Source organism: Halomonas llamarensis (assembly GCF_023555005.1).
Taxonomy (GTDB): Bacteria; Pseudomonadota; Gammaproteobacteria; order Pseudomonadales; family Halomonadaceae; genus Vreelandella; species Vreelandella llamarensis.
Window position 1 is genome coordinate 115,975 of sequence record NZ_JAMJPJ010000002.1, and the last position, 18,014, is coordinate 133,988.

The window sequence follows — 18,014 nt, forward strand, 5'->3', positions numbered from 1 at the left end:
ACTCAAAGTGATATCTGGGAATACAAGCAATAACGGTGTGTAAAGAGCGTTGAGGGAATGGCATCAGGGAAATCATTGCAATCAAATACTGTTTATATTCATTTGGCGTTACTCTTCTTCTAATACTTCAAACGTTTCTTCGCCATGCCATGAAACGGCTACACCATTAGGGTAACGTAGGTCAATATAGCGAATAGCGTCGGTGAAGCGATGTAATTCACGCTGCCACGAGGCCGCAAGCCGCGCCAAGCGAATATCATGCTGGCGACGACCCAGCATGATCCACGTATCGTCATTAACCTGCAACCGCCAAGCCCCGCGCGGCTCCAGACGAAGCTGATGTAGCGCCAGCGATAACCGCGAAAAACGCAGCTTAAGCGACTGGTAATAGCCTAGGACTTCTTCGCTGCTGCCTGTCGGCCCTGCCAAGTCAGGCAGCACCTCTGGCGCCTGCAGCGGAGCAAAAGCAAAGGGCTCTCCATCGGGGTTTAATAAGTACTCATCGTTCCAGCGTGCGATAGGTTCCTGCTCAACCAGCTCAAACACCAAGCTATTGGGCCACTCACGCGAGACCCGGGCTTCATAAAGCCACCCGATATCCAGCACACCCTCCCTCAATTCACCCAGATCCACTGAGAGCCATGTTGCATCACTGACCAGTGGCGCTAACTGGGTACGTAGGTACTCAGCGCTGACGTAATCCCACTCCCCACGAATGGAGACCCGCTCCACCGGCCTGTCTAACCATAGCCACATCGCCCGACTACCCGCGCCGACAAGCAGCACCAATAGTAGCAGGCCAAACCAAGCGTTACGCCGTTTCATGGCCATCCGTTATGGACGAGGCTGGCCGCACTGCGGTAGATAAAATAGCCACAACCAACTGATCAAAACCCATTCCCGCGTACGCCGCCGCTTGAGGTACCAAGCTATGATCCGTCATCCCGGGGACAGTGTTAACCTCGAGCAGCCAAAACTTGCCTTCGCCATCGCGCATCACATCGACACGCCCCCAACCGGATCCGCCAATCGCCGCATAAGCACGCTGACAAAGCGCTGAAAGCGCTTCCTCGTCCGCCGCCGACAGGCCGCAAGGCAAATGGTACTGCGTGGTATTGGAAAGGTACTTCGCTTCGTAGTCGTAAAACCCGCCAGGGACTTCGACCCGAATGGCAGGCAACGCCGTATCGCCGAGCAGCGCCACTGTGTACTCTTCGCCCACGACAAAACGCTCGGCCATGACCTGGGCATCAAAGCATGCAGCATCGCGATAAGCCGATACCAGCTCGGCTTTTGTACGCACAATATTAATCCCGAGGGTTGAGCCTTCATGCACTGGCTTTACAATCAGCGGAAGCCCCAAACGTTCAGCAACGCCCGTCCAATCTGAGTGATCGTCCAGAATAGTGCTTTCCGGTGTTGGCAGATTTAGCGCTTGCCAAACGAGCTTGGTGCGTTGTTTATCCATGCCTAGCGCGGATGCCATCACACCGCTACCTGTATAAGGAATATCCAGCAACTCAAGCGCACCCTGTAGCGAGCCGTCCTCACCACCACGCCCGTGTAATGCAATGAACACTTTATCCGGCGCTAGCTGCTCCAAACCGGTCAAGCCACGTTCACGCGGATCATAACCCACCACGTTAAGGCCTTGACGCTCAAGCGCGGCCAGTACAGCCGCACCGCTTTTTAGCGAGACCTCGCGTTCTGACGAGGTGCCGCCATACACAACGACCACACTTTCTTGCGGCATTTTTTGAGTCGGTAACGGTTCTCTCACAGCGCCACCTCATCGAACGAAAGCTTCGCCTGTGCAAGGTGCAAAGCGATACCCCCTACATCCCCTGCCCCTTGCGTTATCAAAATATCTCCCGGACGCAGCACATTTTTTAACAACCCTGGCAACTCTTTTTTGTCTTCGACAAAGAGGGGATCGACGTCGCCACGCTGGCGGATAGAGCCGGCAAGTGTTCGCCCTTCGGCACCGGGAATCACCGCTTCCCCGGCGCTGTAGACATCTAAAAGCACAAGTATATCGACCTGCGAGAGCACGCGAACAAAGTCCTCGTAAAGGTCGCGCGTACGAGTATAACGGTGTGGCTGATAGAGCATGACCAGGCGCCGATCAGGCCAACCGGCGCGCACCGCTTGAATGATCATGTCGACTTCGCGGGGATGGTGACCATAGTCATCCACTAGCATGACCTCACCATTATTATGCGGTGCGGAGAAATCACCATGGACCTGAAAGCGACGCCCCACGCCAGCAAAACTAGAAAGCCCACGCTGAATCGCGGCATCACTCACGCCGGCATCGGTCGCTACCACGATGGCGGCCATTGCGTTAAGCGCATTGTGGCGCCCCGGCATCGCTAAGCGAACGCTTAGTGGCTCGGCACCCTCCGGTCGCAGCGCGGTAAACGTCACCTCACCACCGTCTTGGGAAAAATCGACGATACGGTAATCGGCATCCTCCTCAAATCCATAGGTGACGAACTGCCGCTTCACTTGATCACGCAGCTTGCGAACGTGCGGGTCGTCGATGCACAACACCGCGAGCCCGTAAAAGGGCAAGTTGTGCAGAAATTCGATAAACGTACGTTTTAAGCGCTCAAAGTCCCCACCGTAGGTGGCCATATGGTCAGCGTCGATATTGGTCACAATCGACACCATAGGCTGCAGATGCAAAAATGAGGCGTCAGACTCATCCGCTTCCGCCACGAGATAGTCGCCTTCCCCAAGACGCGCGTTAGTGCCCGCGCTGGTCAACTTGCCGCCAATAACAAAAGTGGGGTCAAGCCCGCCTTCGGCGAGCAGCGTCGCGGTAATGCTCGTGGTTGTGGTTTTACCGTGAGTGCCAGCCACCGCAATACCGTGACGAAAGCGCATCAGTTCAGCGAGCATTTCCGCCCGGCGAACGACGGGCACGCGATGCTCATGAGCCCAGTCAATTTCAGGGTTAGTCGCATCAATGGCACTAGAGACCACGACCACATCGGCGCCTTTAACGTGTCCACGGGCATGTCCAATGGCGACGTTAACACCGCACTGACGCAACCGCTCGACAACCGGCGACTCCTTAAGATCGCTACCGCTAACTTGATAGCCTTGATTCGCCAATACTTCGGCAATGCCACACATTCCAGCGCCGCCAATACCCACGAAGTGAATCCGTTGAATTCGGCGCATACCGGAGCCACTGACGCGGCGCGGAATGGGGGCTTTGGGCGTTGTTTCAGTCACGCACTCTCTCCTTCTGGGCAAGCGTTAAACAGCCTTGCATCAACCGCTCGGTCGAATCGAGATAGGCGGCCTGACGCGCTTTTGCTGCCATCTCGGCCAGCGTGTCAGGGCGCAGTAAGTCATTAAGCGCTTGAATAAGCCGCGCCTCAGTCAAATCAGACTGAACCACGCAAACGGCCGCTTGTGTATCGACCAGGGCTTGCGCATTAATTCGTTGATGGTCATCCACTGCAAACGGGAACGGCACAAACAGCGCAGGCTTGGCCGCCGCCGCCAACTCCGCCACCGTAAGGGCTCCCGAGCGACAAACCACAAGGTCAGCCCATTTGTAAGCCGCAGCCATATCGTCAATAAAGGGACTTACCTTAGCCTCGACATTTTGTGCGCGATATGCACTTTGGGTGGCTTCTTCACGGTTTTTACCCGCCTGATGCCACACCTCTGGGCGCTGCTCTGGCGCCATTTTCGCAAGCGTAGGCGGTAGACGTTCATTGAGCGCGACGGCCCCCAGCGAGCCGCCCACCACTAAGAGACGTAGGCGGCGCTCGCGCATCTCGTCCGCTTGGCGCGGCGTTTCACCCAGTGTCGCAATATCGTCGCGTACGGGGTTACCAATCACTTCGGCGCGCTGACCAAAGGCCTGCGGAAACGCGGCGTACGTTTTCTTAGCCAAGCGCGATAAGGCACGGTTAGTCAGCCCGGCGATAGCGTTTTGCTCGTGAATGACAAGCGGAATACGCCCCAACCACGCCGCAATACCACCGGGACCACTGGCAAAACCGCCCAGCCCCACCACCACATCAGGACGAAAACGGCGCATGATAGCGCGCGCCTGCCATACGGCGCGGGTGATATTGACCGGTGCTTTCAGCCAACCGCTCACACCATTGCCACGCAGCCCGCTGATGCGCAATTGATGCAAAATAATACCTGCCTCGGGTACCAGTTGGTTTTCAATACCTCGCGGGCTGCCTAACCACTGAACCTCTACATTTTGCGCCTTCAACGCCTTAGCCAACGAAAGCGCCGGGATCACATGGCCACCGGTGCCTCCTGCCATGATTAATACGCGTCGACATGCTGTCATCGTCTCACGGCTCCTTGGTTCTGTTTCGCAGCCACTTGTTCTTAGCGACTCAGTTCTTAGCGACTCAGTTCTTAGCGACTCAGTTCTTAGCTACTTATTTCTCAGTTAATTATCTATAAACTACTGATTTATAAGCTATTTATTCTCGTTCACTTTACTTACGAAAGACGCGGCTCTCGACGTGCTTTATAAGGTGTCGGTTTACGCCGCGGCTGCCGTCGGGTTTCGACATCGGTGCGCAGCAATAGGCCGATCATAATAGCCGTTACCAGTAGGCTAGACCCCCCATAGCTAATCAGTGGCAGGGTCAACCCTTTAGTAGGCAGCAGACCTGAGCTCACCGCCATGTTAATAAACGCCTGCGCGGCAATGATAAAGCTAAATCCGTAGCTCACGTAGGCACCAAACAAGTGCCCGGCTAGCTCGGCACGCCGCGCCACCAGCAGCGCTCGTATAATCAGCAGCGTAAAGAGCAATACCAGGCTGATGGCACCGATCATTCCAAGTTCTTCCGCTATCACAGCAAAAATAAAGTCCGTATGCGCTTCGGGCAGATAGTGAAGCTTCTGCACGCTGTTACCAAGCCCGGTGCCGGTTACATGCCCCCGGCCAAAGGCGATTAACGCCTGAGTGAGCTGATACCCCGTGGCGAATTGATCCGCCCAGGGATCTAAAAAGCTCGTCCAACGCGCTAAGCGGTACGGCTCTATGGCCACCATTAACACCGCACCGCTGCCTAACAGTAGGCCAATCAGCAGTAGCAACAGCATCGACGCGCCCGCCATCACCAGCATCCCAATGACGGCGACACTGTAAACAACCGCCCCACCAAAATCCGGGGCGGCGAGCAACAGCCCCACCGGCAAGGCTAAAACGGCTAGCGGCCGCCATATACTCAGCGCTCGGCGGCGTAACTCGTAGGTAAAACGCGACATAAACGTCGCCAAATAGATGACCAACCCCAGCTTGCCAAACTCAGAGACCTGAATACTCGGAAACGGACCAGGCAGAGAAATCCAGCGCTTACTACCGTTGATTTCTTGGCCAATGAACAAAACCAACACCAGTAGAAAAAGTGTGACGAGCATCAGCAAACCGGCATTTTGCCGCCATGCATCTAGCGGCAGGCTTACGACGGCAAGCGTCGCCAACACGGCTACTAAGAGAAAAATGCCGTGCTGGCGCACATAGTGGAAGCTGCTGTCGATTAAGCCAATTGATGCGGAACTGACCATGACCCAACCCAGTGCCGCCAGCGCTAACGCCGCCATTACGAGCCAAATATCACAGGGCAAATCGCGCGCTGAAAGAGCCGTTTGCCACCGCGTAAACCAGCGGGTCATGAGTACGCCTCCACAAAGGTCGCGTACTCTTCCACCCAACGGCAAAACACGTCACCACGGCGCTGATAATTGGGAAACTGATCGAGGCTTGCACACGCAGGCGACAGCAGCACGCAATCACCTGGTGTGGCGACGTGCGCGGCAGCTTCCATCGCCTGCGTTAAATCAGCGTAGTGGTGCGTTTCCACATGCGCTTTTAGCGCCGCGTCAAGGCGCAGAGCATCGCGGCCGAATAACAGCGCTTGGCATGCGTAGCTCGCAAGCGGTGCGGCCAAAGGCGTAAAGTCTGCGCCTTTGCCATCGCCACCGGCAAGCAAAATGAGTTTGCCGCCAAGCGTGGGGCCGATACCTTCAATCGCCGCCAGTGTCGCCCCTACGTTGGTGCCTTTGGAGTCATTGACCCAGCGGACGCCTTTGACGGTCGCGACCACCTCACTGCGATGTTTCAGCCCTTTAAACCGACGTAGCACATCGCACATTACCTTACGTTCAAACCCTAGCACTTGCCCCATGGCCAAAGCCGTTAACGCATTGAGCTGATTGTGCTCTCCAGCCATGCCTAACTCGCGCGTGGGCAACCAAGGCGTTGTACCATGCACTAAACAGGGCTCGCCGTCGAACTCCTCAAGCCCCCAGGTATTATTGCCAGGAGAGTTTTTTTCAGGAGCATACCGAGTGAAATGAGTGACATGGGCAACGCGATGAGAGGCGTCCGGCCAGGTGTTAGGATCATCGCCGTTGACCACGGCGTGCTCTGCGGCGAAAAAAACACGCTGTTTAGCCGCGCGATAAGCGGCCATGTCACCGTGGCGATCAAGATGGTCTTCGCACAAATTAAGAAATGCTGCGCATTTGGCGGCAAGCGTTGGCGTGGTTTCTAGCTGAAAGCTTGAAAGTTCAAGAATATAAAGCGCCGCTTCGGGCTTTTGTTCCAAAAGATCCAGCGCTGGCGTACCCAAATTACCGCCCACCGCCGCGTCAATCCCTGAGGCCAAAGCCATTTCCCCCAAAAGCGTGGTGACAGTCGATTTCGCATTGGAGCCCGTGATCGCGGCAATCGGTGCCGTGGCGGCGCGCACGAAAAGCGCGGTTTCTCCCACGACGCGTGGCGCTCTAGTGAGCGGGTTGATCTCATCAATTAATGCGTCAAGGCCGGGGGCACGCGGGTCAATACCGGGGCTCAAAACCACTTCTTCCACTTGGCTAAAATCGAGCTCTGTCAGTGGGCCGCAGTAAATGGCCACATCGGGATAAGCGCGCTTAACTTCATCAAGCCCCGGAGGCTCGGCTCGCGTATCAGCAATCGCAAAAGGCACGCCGAGACGCGCCAAATGGCGGCAGATAGCTCGCCCTGAAATCCCCAACCCCACCACAACGGTGGTGCCTTTTGGCACGGCGATCATCATGACCCCCCTAGCGAACTTTTAGCGTGGCCAAGCCAAACAGCACCAGCACAACGGTGATAATCCAAAAGCGCACGATAACCCGAGGCTCAGGCCACCCTTTCAATTCGTAATGATGGTGCAACGGCGCCATACGGAAGATACGCCGCCCCGTCATCTTGTAGGAGCCAACCTGCAAAATGACCGAGACAGTCTCAAGAACAAAGATACCTCCCATAATAAATAGCACAATCTCTTGACGAACGATGACCGCGACAACCCCCAGTGCAGCACCCAGTGCTAGCGCGCCCACGTCACCCATAAAGACTTGTGCGGGGTAGGTGTTGAACCATAAAAAACCCAGCCCCGCCCCTGCAATCGTGGCACAAAAAACCGCTAACTCACCGGTTCCCGCAATGAAGGGAATATGTAAGTAGTTGGCAAATACGGTATTGCCGCCAGTATAGGCAAAAATGGAAAGCCCCATTGCCACCAAAACGGTAGGCATAATGGCAAGACCGTCCAGGCCATCGGTTAAATTCACTGCGTTGGAACTGCCGACAATGACAAAATAGGTTAAGACGATATAAAAAACGCCCAGCGGTATCGCAATATCTTTAAAAAATGGCACTAAAAGGCTCGTTTCCACCGGCGACGCCGCTGTGAAGTAAAGCACCCCGGCGGCGCCAAGCCCGACGACAGACTGCCAAAAATACTTCCAGCGGGCCGGCAAGCCACGCGGGTTTTTCTCCACCACTTTGCGGTAGTCATCCACCCAGCCTATAGCGCCAAACCCCAGCGTCACCCCAAGCACCACCCAGATATAGTGGTTGGTGAGATCGCCCCAAAGCAGCGTACTCACCGCGATTGCGATTAATATCATCGCCCCGCCCATGGTAGGCGTACCCGCTTTAGACAAGTGAGATTGCGGGCCATCATCACGAACCGCCTGACCGATTTGTCCTTCCACCAGGCGACGAATGACCCAAGGGCCAAGCCATAAACAAAGCAGCAGCGCGGTGAGCGATGCTAAAATAACGCGCAGGGTCAGATAGTTAAATACTTGCAAACCCGGCTGATACTGCGTTAGAAAATTTGCCAAATGAAGTAACATGAACGGCGGTTACCTTATAACATGGTTAACATGATGTGTCTGATTGTGTAGTGTCGTGACGCAGCGCTTTAACCAGGCGCTCCATGCCGGCACTACGTGAACCTTTAACCAATAAACTGGCGTTGGGCGGCAACGTACTCATAAGATACTGCTCTAGCGCCGCATAATCGTCAAAATGCTGCCCCTTACCAAACGCCTCACTGGCAGGCTTGGCCGCTTCACCCAAGGTCAGCAACTGATCAACGCCTAACCTTGCCGCATAAGCCCCTACGTCCGCGTGTAATGCCGACGAATCAGCCCCCAGCTCTCCCATCGCGCCTAAAGCGCACCAACGTGGCCCTGGAAAACGCATGAGCGCTTCTAGCGCTACTTTCACCGCACCAGGATTAGCGTTATAGGAGTCATCCAACAGCTGTCCGCCTCGTTGGTGCGACACTACCTGTAGGCGCCCCGGCAACGCCGATAAAGACGACAAACAGGCAACGACTTCATCGCTAGGCACGGCCAAACTCAGCGCTGCAGCGGCGGCGGCCAGGGCATTGAGCACATTATGCTCGCCCACCAGCGCCAGCGTCACATGGCCTAACGTTTGCCTTTTTTTTACAAGCGTAAAAGCATAACGCCCTTGGGCATCACAAGAAAGCGCCTTGGCCGTCACCTCGGCGTCAGGGTGCAGACCGAAACTCACCACCTGCCTTGGCGCGGCACACTGCTGCCAAAAATGAAAGTAACGATCATCACGATTAAGCACCGCGATACCGTCGGCCGATAAAGCGTGCAGAATTTCGCTTTTGGCCTGGGCAATGTGTCCCATCCCACCAAACTCACCCACGTGCGCCCCGGTCACATTGGTAATCACCGCAAGCTGGGGCGACACTAAGGGGGCCGTCCAAGCGATTTCACCCAAGTGATTGGCCCCCAACTCGACGACGGCCGCACGATGCTCATCGTTTAACCCCAAAAGGGTTAACGGTGCGCCAATGTCGTTATTCAGATTTCCATGCGTTGCATGTACCGTGCCGTGCGCTTTCATTATCGCAGCAGTCATCTCTTTGACCGTGGTCTTGCCGCTGTTGCCCGTGATGGCCACCACCAGCCCCTGCCAGCGCCTTCGCCACGCTTGGGCCAGTAACCCCAATGCCAAACGCGTATCCGCACAGGTAACTTGGGGTAGCGGGCAATGCTCATCGCGCTCGGCCACCAGCGCCGCTACAGCGCCCTGCTCGTACGCCGAGGCAATAAACACGTGGCCGTCAAACCGATCGCCTTTAAGGGCAACAAACAAACACCCCGGTACGATTTGACGCGAATCCGTCACCACCGTCGCCACCCTAAGCGCGACATCGCCTGCAGGGCAGCTGCCCCCCACCGCGATAGCGACATCACCCAGCGATAACGCTGTCATGCCTGACCTCTTTCATCTAACGCCTTTTGTACTTCGTCGCTATCTAGATACGGCTCACGCACGCCATTAATCTCTTGGTAGGTTTCATGCCCTTTGCCGGCGACTAAAATGACATCATTGGGTGCGGCACTGGCCACCGCATACGCGATCGCTGCACGACGATCGCCTATCTCGGTAACGCTTTCCAGGTGATAAAAGCCCGCCATGATCTCTTGGCGAATCGCCGCTGCGGACTCGCTGCGTGGGTTGTCATCGGTTACTACAGAGTAATCGGCATGTACCTCGGCGATTCGCGCCATATCGGCCCGCTTGCCGGTATCACGGTCACCGCCACAGCCAAACACGCACCACAGATGGCTGGAATGGCCCAAATGCGCCTTTAATGCTTCAAGCGCGTTATGTAACGCATCCGGCGTATGCGCGTAATCCACCACCACGCTTGGAGCGCCATCGCGCTGGTATAGCTCCATGCGCCCCGGCACCGGGGCTGTCTTCGCGGCGGCTTCCACTAGCGAATCGATGGTCTCACCCAAGCCATAAAGCGTAGCCATGGCCAGTAATATGTTATCGAGGTTAAAGCGCCCCATTAGCCCTAGATTGAGCACTTTTTCTTCATCAGGCGTGGCGATAACGGCATGCTGCCCTTTGGCGTGCGGTTGCCATTCAAGCACACGTAACGTCACCGCTTCATCTTGCCCAGTGGCTAATACCCGCACTGAATCGGCACACCCCGCAAGCATTAAACGCACCAAGGGGTCATCGCCGTTAACCACCGCACTCTCAAGCTCGGCACGACGAAAGAGCTTGGATTTCGCGGCGGCATAAGCCGCCATGCTGCCGTGGTAATCTAGATGGTCGCGGGTGAGATTAGTAAAAACACCGACTTTGACATCCACCGCATCAAGTCGGTTTTGATCAAGCGCATGGGAAGAGGCTTCCAAGGCAATACGGCGTATGCCTTCATGCGCCATTTCACCAAGAGTCGCTTGTAGCGCCAGCGGCCCTGGTGTGGTTAAACCACTGTCCGCGAGCGCACCGACACGCCCCACCCCCAGCGTACCCACCACGCCAGCGGGCACACCCAACTGCTCACTCAAACCGGCGATATAATGTGTCACCGAGCTTTTGCCATTAGTGCCGGTTACTGCAATCACATCAATGCTGCTTGGCACGTTAAATAAAGCACGGCCCAGTTCACCTAAGCGTAGCGACAAATAGGGCATAACCAGTACGCGCCCATCGAGATGCACCTCGCCATTGCGCGCGTGACTTAGCACCAACGCTGCACCGGCCTCTAGCGCTGTCTCAATAAAATCGCGCCCGTCGCGCTGACTCCCTGGAACCGCGACAAAAATATCACCCGGCTTAACTAAACGTGAATCGGTGATCAGCCGCACGCTATCGGCTAACTCTGGCAATGTGTCAGGCAACTTCGCTGCTGGCCATACCCGCTTGAGCGCCGTGATTACATCGCGTGAACTTAACGTCATGCTTTCTCCTTCCAACCTAAGGCGCCTCATGGTCCGGCGGAACATCCAACAGCCGCAGCGCGTTGCCAGTGACACTTGAAAACACCGGTGCGGCCACAGCGCCGCCGTAAATTTCACCGGCTTTGGGGTAATCAATCATAACAATGGTAACAATGCGCGGGTCAGAAATCGGGGCTACGCCAGCAAATACGCTTCGGTAGGCGTTGTCGGTATACCCTGACACCCCCGTTTTACGCGCTGTGCCAGTTTTGCCCCCAACGCGATAACCTTCCACTCGCGCACGTCGCCCGCCTGAGTAAGGACCAATTGATGTTTCCAATATATGCAACAAATCGTTCGCCACATCAGGCTCAATAGAGGGGATGCCTTCAGGCGCTTGCGTTAAGCGTAGCAAGGAAGGCGGCAGCCTAACGCCGTCGTTGGCAATCGCCGTATACGCACTCGCCAGCTGTAACGCTGAGACAGATAAACCGTAACCATACGATAGCGCGGCTTTTTCACTGCGTGACCAGCGAATGGGTGCAGGCAAACTTCCTGACGACTCGCCGGGAAAACCTGTTCCTGGGTTATGCCCAAACCCCAGGTTGTTGTATTTCTCCCAAATCGCCGTATCACCAAGCGCCAATGCCAGTTTGGACATCCCGATATTTGAAGATTTTTCTAGAACTCCGGCTAAATCCAATTTGCCATAGTTACTTATGTCGTGAATGGTGAACTCATCCAAGCGCATCCAACCGGGCGAGGTGTCAACGACGGTAGCGAGGTCAAACTGGCTGCTTTCCAATACAGCCGCCATGGCTAACGGTTTCACCACAGACCCTGGCTCAAACACATCTACCACGGCTTGATTGCGCAGCCCGCGTGGGTCAAGGCCGGCACGGTTGTTAGGGTTATAGGATGGCAAGTTCGCCATCGCCAACACTTCGCCATTTCGCGCATCCATCATTACCACCACACCGCCATCCGCGCGATGCTCCGCGACCGCCGCGCGTAACTCGCGGTACGCCATATACTGAAGGCGTTGATCAATAGCAAGGGTGAGCTCCCCGCCAGGCTCTGCCTCTTTCACCACGCCAAGCTCGCGGATCAAACGGCCGCGACGATCCTTAAGAACGCGTCGCTGCCCAGGGTGCCCAGCCAAGTAAGATTGATACGCAAGCTCCAACCCCTCCTGCCCTACATCATCTACGTTGGTCACGCCCAGAAGTTGAGCAGCGACCTCGCCGGCGGGGTAATAACGCTTGTACTCTTGCTGGGCGTACACACCAGGTGTGCGTAAATCTAAAATATGCTGAGCGGCCTGAGGGGTCATATGGCGGCGCAAGTACATGAATTCATGCTGGCTAAAACGTGTCAAACGCGCTTCAAAATCCAGTAGGTTCATACCTAATGCCTGCGCCAGCACGACTCGGCGCACGGGGTCTTCCGTCAACTTTTGCGGATTCGCCCATAGCGTCACTACCGGCGTTGAAATCGCCAACGGTTCGCCGTTGCGATCAGTGATCATGCCGCGGTGTGCAGGAATAGCTTCATGGCGCAGTGTACGAGCGTCGCCTTGGCTTTGGAGAAAAGGGCGGTCAATGACTTGTAGCAGCGTAATACGCCCAATGAGCACCGCGGCAACCACGACAATGGCGCATAACACTAACAGAAAGCGTCCGCCAGCAAGCGGCGGCGCGATGGGAGCGGCACGCGAGGAGACACCACGGGCTCGGCGACTCACGGGCGAATCACCTCAACGTCATGGACATCAGGAATGCGCATATTTAACCGTTCGGTCGCAATTTTCTCCACCCGAGCCGGGGTCGACCACGCACCATCTTCAAGCAACAGTTGCCCCCACTCGGTGTGCAGCTGATTTTTTTCCTGCTCTAAGCGCTGAAGCTCAGCAAACGCAACGCGCGTTTGATGCGTGGTGAGGACCACGGCTAGGCCGCTGCCAAGGCAAGCCAAAAACAATAGCGCATTAAAAATGGGCCAAAACCGCCAGCGTAAGCGAAATGGCCACTCGGCTCGCATTGATGCCGCCCACTGCTGAACATTGACCCTAGCCATTAGTTACGCCCGTTTACGCGCTGCACGCATAACCGCGCTACGCGCACGTGGGTTTTCCGCCACCTCTTCCTGAGAGGGGCGCTGACCTTTCCCCAGCGCCTCTAAGCGGCGGTTGAGCTGATCGTCGCGAATAGGCACACCGCGCGGTAAATGTGTGTCACCACGCACGTGATGACGGATAAAACGCTTCACACGCCGATCTTCCAGCGAGTGAAAACTGATCACCACCAAGTGACCACCAGGAGCAAGCGCTTCAAGGGCGGCATCAAGGGCGGCATCCAGCTGCTCTAACTCACCATTTAAGTAAATACGCAAGCCTTGAAACGCTTTGGTCGCTGGATGGCGACCCTTTTCCCATGCCGGGTGGGCGGTTTTGAGCACCTCGGCAAGATCAACGGTGTGGGTAAAAGGCTGCTCACGGCGCCGATTTACAACGGCACGGGCAAGGCGTTTACCAAAGCGCTCTTCGCCGTAGGTTTTGAATACATGGGCAATATCGGTTTCACTGGCATAGGCGAGGAATTCTGCTGCACTTTCGCCATGAGCAGGATCCATGCGCATATCAAGCGGACCATTGCGCATGAAGCTAAAACCGCGCTCAGGGTCATCAAGCTGCGGCGAAGAAACCCCCACATCGAGCAGAATCCCAGCAAGCTTGCCGTAAACGTTTTGTTCGCGGGCAACATCGACTAAGCACGCAAAGTCGCGCTGTACCATAGCAAAACGCGAATCAGTAATATCCGCCGCCGCCGCAACCGCCTGAGGATCTCGATCCATTGCAATTAAACGCCCGCTGTCATTCAGGCGCGATAAAATCACTCGCGAGTGCCCGCCCCGCCCAAAGGTGCCATCCAGGTAGATACCCTCCGGTTGATGCACGAGCACATCGACGGCACCGTCGAGGAGCACGCTGGTATGCTGAAATTGGGAAGAAGTAACAGGGTCAGCGTCGGATGACGGCATAGTACACTCACAAGGTAATAAGAGGACGCGCCAAGGCACGCCCTTATAGATGGGGGAGTCGGCCGATAAGCCGGGTTTTGTCGTGGACAGTCATTCCTCTAGGCGCTACGTTACCGCAACGCTCAAGCAACCTACCCGGACCCAGCGCGGGCCACGCCATTGGGTCCCTATTTGGTCTTGCTCCGAGTGGGGTTTACCTTGCCACGCACTGTTGCCAGGCGCGCGGTGCGCTCTTACCGCACCCTTTCACCCTTACCGGCCTCGAAAGGCTTAGGCGGTCTACTCTCTGCTGCACTTTCCGTCGGTTCACACCGCCCAGGCGTTACCTGGCACTCTGCCCTATGGAGCCCGGACTTTCCTCCCCTGCCCGTAAAGGCAGCGGCGACTGTCTGGCCAACTCCGCCAATAAGCATACCAGTGCCCCCGCCCAGCCTCAATCCTCGCTTTTCATTGCTTGTAGACGGGCATACCACGCTTGCTTGCGTCCGCCGAACACACGGGCCGCCACAGCGGCGCCTTGTTTAACGCCAACACTCTCGGCTAATAGCGCATTTAACAGCATATCTTCTGAAAATGCCTGCTGGTTTTGCTCGCCATTGGGTGGCGCACCTTGAACAATCACCACAAACTCGCCCCTGGCTTGGTTGGGGTCCTCTTCTAATTGAGTCAGTAGCGCACCAGGGGTACCGCTCAAAAAAGTTTCGAATGCCTTGGTTAGCTCGCGAGCGAGCACTACGTCACGCTCTCCCATCACCTCATTGAGCGCCGTTAGCGTATGTACAATACGATGTGGAGATTCGTAAAACACAAGCGTGGCTTCGTGCGCCAACCACTGCTCAAGCGCCTGTTTCCGCGCCGTAGGCTTGGCAGGCAAAAAACCCGCAAAGGTAAATCGGTCAGTGGGTAGCCCTGCTCCTGATAGCGCCGTAATCAGCGCTGAAGGGCCGGGCACCGGTACGATACGCCGTCCCCGCTCGCGCAGCGCTCGCACAAGCACAAAGCCGGGATCGCTAATCAGCGGTGTGCCAGCATCGCTAATCAAGGCGATATCTTCGCCCGCCGCGAGATAGCGGTCGAGTTGCTCTACACGGTGGGACTCATTGTGGTCATGCAAGGATAGCATCGGCACATTGAGCCCCAGATGCGCTAAAAGCCGCCCACTGTGGCGCGTATCTTCAGCGGCAATTCGCGCTACACTACCCAGCGTTTGGGCAGCGCGGGGCGAGAGGTCTTGCAAATTCCCAATCGGTGTAGCAACCACGTACAATGTTCCTTGATGCGACCCTGAATGCGATGTACCCGTATGACCGTGTGTCATCTAAACTCCTGATGAACGAAAAAATGGCAGCGCCAATGGCAACTAAGGAAGGATACATGAAACCGCTATATCGTGGCTTACTCACCCTGACGCTTACTGCCCTTTTTATGGCGGGATGCGCTGTTCAGCAACCACTTGGCGTAGTCGACCGCGTTCCGGATCAGGACCCGAACCGCCTACTTAGCCAGGCCCAAGAGCAAACACCTGCCCAAGCGGCACAAACCCGCCTAGAAGCCGCTAACATCTACGCTCGCCAAGGGCAGCGCAATAAAGCCTTTGTCACAGCGGATGAATTGGATCCACAAAAGTTGTCCGAACCTGACCGCGTGCGCTGGGCGCTACTCTACTCCGGGCTTGCTCGCGCGCTTGATGAGCCTCGCGCTGTTTTGAAGGCCGCCACTGTGCTCAATCAGGAATTAGGCATGTCGGCTGAGCAGCAGCAAACCCTGCAAGAGCGCAGACGCTGGGCGCAGGATGCGGTTGACCAACTTGACCCCGAACGCTTTTCCCTCCCTGAATTCAGTGCAGACGTAAAACGTATTGCCGTGTATTTACCCGAATCAGGACCGCTGGACAATGTCGCCTCGGTGATTGCCACTGCGATGCGCCAGCATCACGACGTGCAAAATAGCGATGTGCAGCTACATTTTATCGATGCCTCTCGACACAGCCTTGACGCGCTTTACGACCGCGCCGAGCAAATGGGGGCTCAAATCGTCATCGGGCCACTCGACAAAAATCAAGTGACAGCGCTTGAACAGCGCCAAAGCGTGCCGCTACCCACCTTGGCACTCAATTACGGCAAGAGTCGAAATAACCAAGCGACACGGCTATTTCAGTTCGGCCTTTCCGCAGAAGACGAAGCCCGTCAAGCGGCACAGCGCGCATGGCAAGATGGCCATCGGCAAATGGTGATCATGGTGCCTGATAATGACTGGGGCCGCCGGGTAGGCGAAGCCTTCTGGAACGAGTGGAGCGCGCAAGGAGGAGACGTTGCTAACGCCGTGCGCTATAACCCCAAGAGTTCGGTCTCCAATTCAGTTAAAACCGCGCTTAACGTTCGCGGTGAGCGCGCTCAACTGAATAATATTGATGCGCTCTTTCTTCTCGCCGTTCCCGATTATGCACGTCAAATTCCCCCTACCCTCGACTACTACTACGCGCCGAATTTACCTATTTACGCCACCTCTCATCTACACGATGGTCAGCACCAGCCTCGCTTGGACCAAGACCTCGACGACGTAATGTTTATGGATATCCCTTGGCAAATTCCAGACGCGGCCGTAGGAGGCGAAGAAGTCCTACCCTTTTACACCACATACCGAACAATGCGCGAAGAGGGTGATGCCTCAATGTTCAGCCTAATGGCCATGGGGGTAGATGCCTTCGAAATCGCAACCAATTTGACAGTATTAACCGGCGCAGAAAGCCTTAATGGCGCAACCGGGCGGCTTTACTTAACCGCAGACGGCCGCATCTATCGCGAACTGCCGTGGGCGAAGTTTCAAAATGGGACGCCAGCGCCAATTCTTATTCCGGGGCTATCGACACCTGATGAGGAATAGCGCACAAACGGCCCGGGCTCGCGGAGCGGCGATGGAACAGCAAGCAGCCGAATGGCTGCAGCTGCGCGGGCTAACGCTTTTAGGCCGCAATCAGCACGCCAAAGGCGGTGAGCTTGACTTGGTCATGCAAGACGGCGACATCCTGGTGTTCGTCGAGGTCAAGCATCGTGTTACCACCCAGTATGGCCATCCGCTCGAAACCGTGACGGCACAAAAGCAGCGTCGCCTCGTGCATGCTGCTCGGGTTTACCTCGCCAAACGGCAGCTTTACTGCCCGTGCCGCTTTGATATCCTAAGCGTCGTTGGCTCGCCACCTGATTTAACTTTCGAGTGGGTAAAAGCCGCCTTCGACGCATTTTGACGCCAGCAATCAGGACCTTCTGATGGATTTTCAGTCACGAATACTTGGCCACTTTAACGCCAGCATTGACACTAAAACGTATGCCAGTGAAGTTCTGCCGCCTTTCATTGAAGTTGCCAGCCAAATGATGGTGCAGAGTCTGGTCAACGAGGGAAAAATCCTAGCCTGCGGCAACGGCGGAAGCGCTGGCGACAGTCAACACTTCTCCTCAGAGCTGTTGAACCGATTTGAGCGTGAGCGCCCAAGTCTTCCCGCGCTAGCACTCACCACAGACACCTCAACACTCACGTCGATTGCCAACGACTATACGTACAACGAGGTATTTTCCAAGCAAATTCGTGCGCTTGGGCAGCCGGGTGACGTTTTACTCGCCATCTCCACCAGCGGCAATTCAGCCAATATTGTCCAGGCGATACAAGCCGCGCACGATAGAGAGATGACCGTTGTCGCACTAACCGGGCGTGATGGTGGCGATATGGCTTCGCTGCTAGGTCAAGATGACTGTGAAATCCGCGTACCTGCCACGTCTACCGCACGCATCCAAGAAGTACACCTATTAGCGATTCACTGCTTATGTGATTTAATTGATGAACAACTCTTTGGTGGTGCCGTCTAATATGGTCACCTGCTCCACCAACATGTATCGCATTGGTTAAAACTCAATACTTCATCATTTTTAAGGAGCTTT

16 protein-coding genes and 1 other RNA gene are annotated in these 18,014 nt (G+C 55.8%); 3 read left to right on the forward strand and 14 right to left on the reverse strand.

All coding sequences use genetic code 11. The features are described 5' to 3' along the window. Positions 1 to 108: 108 nt before the first annotated feature. The 14 genes from M8006_RS02535 to rsmI all read right to left on the reverse strand — a co-directional run bounded on the left by M8006_RS02535 (position 109) and on the right by rsmI (position 15,400). Positions 109 to 825 (reverse strand): cell division protein FtsQ/DivIB, encoded by a 717-nt coding sequence (locus M8006_RS02535; protein WP_250079751.1) that lies wholly within the window; start codon positions 823 to 825, stop codon positions 109 to 111. Then, positions 812 to 1,753, reverse strand: a complete 942-nt coding sequence (locus M8006_RS02540; RefSeq protein WP_250079945.1) for a D-alanine--D-alanine ligase — start codon at positions 1,751 to 1,753, stop codon at positions 812 to 814. Before M8006_RS02540 ends, M8006_RS02535 begins: the two co-directional genes overlap by 14 nt. A gap of 23 nt (positions 1,754 to 1,776) precedes the next feature. Further along, positions 1,777 to 3,189: a UDP-N-acetylmuramate--L-alanine ligase gene (gene murC, locus M8006_RS02545; protein WP_250079946.1), complete on the reverse strand. Its 1,413-nt coding sequence runs from the start codon at positions 3,187 to 3,189 to the stop codon at positions 1,777 to 1,779. 46 nt (positions 3,190 to 3,235) lie between these two features. Continuing rightward, entirely contained in the window at positions 3,236 to 4,330 is a 1,095-nt protein-coding gene (murG, locus tag M8006_RS02550) for an undecaprenyldiphospho-muramoylpentapeptide beta-N-acetylglucosaminyltransferase (protein ID WP_250079753.1), read from the reverse strand. 158 nt (positions 4,331 to 4,488) lie between these two features. Then, entirely contained in the window at positions 4,489 to 5,673 is a 1,185-nt protein-coding gene (ftsW, locus tag M8006_RS02555) for a putative lipid II flippase FtsW (RefSeq protein ID WP_250079754.1), read from the reverse strand. Beyond that, positions 5,670 to 7,076: a UDP-N-acetylmuramoyl-L-alanine--D-glutamate ligase gene (murD, locus tag M8006_RS02560; protein ID WP_250079949.1), complete on the reverse strand. Its 1,407-nt coding sequence runs from the start codon at positions 7,074 to 7,076 to the stop codon at positions 5,670 to 5,672. Before murD ends, ftsW begins: the two co-directional genes overlap by 4 nt. A 10-nt stretch (positions 7,077 to 7,086) precedes the next feature. After that, entirely contained in the window at positions 7,087 to 8,169 is a 1,083-nt protein-coding gene (gene mraY / locus M8006_RS02565) for a phospho-N-acetylmuramoyl-pentapeptide-transferase (protein WP_250079757.1), read from the reverse strand. A 25-nt stretch (positions 8,170 to 8,194) separates the two neighbouring features. After that, entirely contained in the window at positions 8,195 to 9,574 is a 1,380-nt protein-coding gene (locus M8006_RS02570; RefSeq protein ID WP_250079758.1) for a UDP-N-acetylmuramoyl-tripeptide--D-alanyl-D-alanine ligase, read from the reverse strand. Further along, on the reverse strand, positions 9,571 to 11,064 hold the full coding sequence (locus M8006_RS02575; RefSeq protein WP_250079760.1) for a UDP-N-acetylmuramoyl-L-alanyl-D-glutamate--2,6-diaminopimelate ligase: 1,494 nt from the start codon (positions 11,062 to 11,064) through the stop codon (positions 9,571 to 9,573). The genes M8006_RS02570 and M8006_RS02575 overlap by 4 nt, the downstream gene beginning before the upstream one ends. Positions 11,065 to 11,080: 16 nt before the next feature. After that, a complete protein-coding gene (locus tag M8006_RS02580) occupies positions 11,081 to 12,787 on the reverse strand; it encodes a peptidoglycan D,D-transpeptidase FtsI family protein (protein WP_250079762.1) in 1,707 nt (568 codons plus the stop codon). Next, positions 12,784 to 13,119, reverse strand: a complete 336-nt coding sequence (gene ftsL / locus M8006_RS02585; protein ID WP_250079763.1) for a cell division protein FtsL — start codon at positions 13,117 to 13,119, stop codon at positions 12,784 to 12,786. The genes M8006_RS02580 and ftsL overlap by 4 nt, the downstream gene beginning before the upstream one ends. Positions 13,120 to 13,122: 3 nt before the next feature. Beyond that, entirely contained in the window at positions 13,123 to 14,082 is a 960-nt protein-coding gene (gene rsmH / locus M8006_RS02590) for a 16S rRNA (cytosine(1402)-N(4))-methyltransferase RsmH (RefSeq protein ID WP_250079764.1), read from the reverse strand. Between the two features lie 50 nt (positions 14,083 to 14,132). Beyond that, positions 14,133 to 14,483: RNase P RNA component class A (gene rnpB, locus M8006_RS02595), an RNA gene on the reverse strand. A gap of 32 nt (positions 14,484 to 14,515) precedes the next feature. Then, positions 14,516 to 15,400 carry a 16S rRNA (cytidine(1402)-2'-O)-methyltransferase gene (gene rsmI, locus M8006_RS02600; protein ID WP_250079767.1) on the reverse strand — a complete coding sequence of 295 codons (885 nt, stop codon included), beginning with the start codon at positions 15,398 to 15,400 and terminating at the stop codon, positions 14,516 to 14,518. Between the two features lie 56 nt (positions 15,401 to 15,456). Here rsmI and M8006_RS02605 point away from each other — a divergent pair, with 56 nt between their 5' ends. The 3 genes from M8006_RS02605 to M8006_RS02615 are packed head-to-tail and all read left to right on the forward strand — an operon-like array spanning position 15,457 to position 17,942. Next, on the forward strand, positions 15,457 to 16,965 hold the full coding sequence (locus M8006_RS02605) for a penicillin-binding protein activator (RefSeq protein ID WP_250079769.1): 1,509 nt from the start codon (positions 15,457 to 15,459) through the stop codon (positions 16,963 to 16,965). Beyond that, positions 16,955 to 17,326, forward strand: coding sequence for a YraN family protein (locus tag M8006_RS02610; RefSeq protein ID WP_250079770.1), 372 nt, complete (start codon positions 16,955 to 16,957; stop codon positions 17,324 to 17,326). The genes M8006_RS02605 and M8006_RS02610 overlap by 11 nt, the downstream gene beginning before the upstream one ends. A gap of 22 nt (positions 17,327 to 17,348) precedes the next feature. Next, positions 17,349 to 17,942, forward strand: a complete 594-nt coding sequence (locus tag M8006_RS02615) for a phosphoheptose isomerase (protein ID WP_250079772.1) — start codon at positions 17,349 to 17,351, stop codon at positions 17,940 to 17,942. The last annotated feature ends 72 nt before the right edge of the window (positions 17,943 to 18,014 follow it).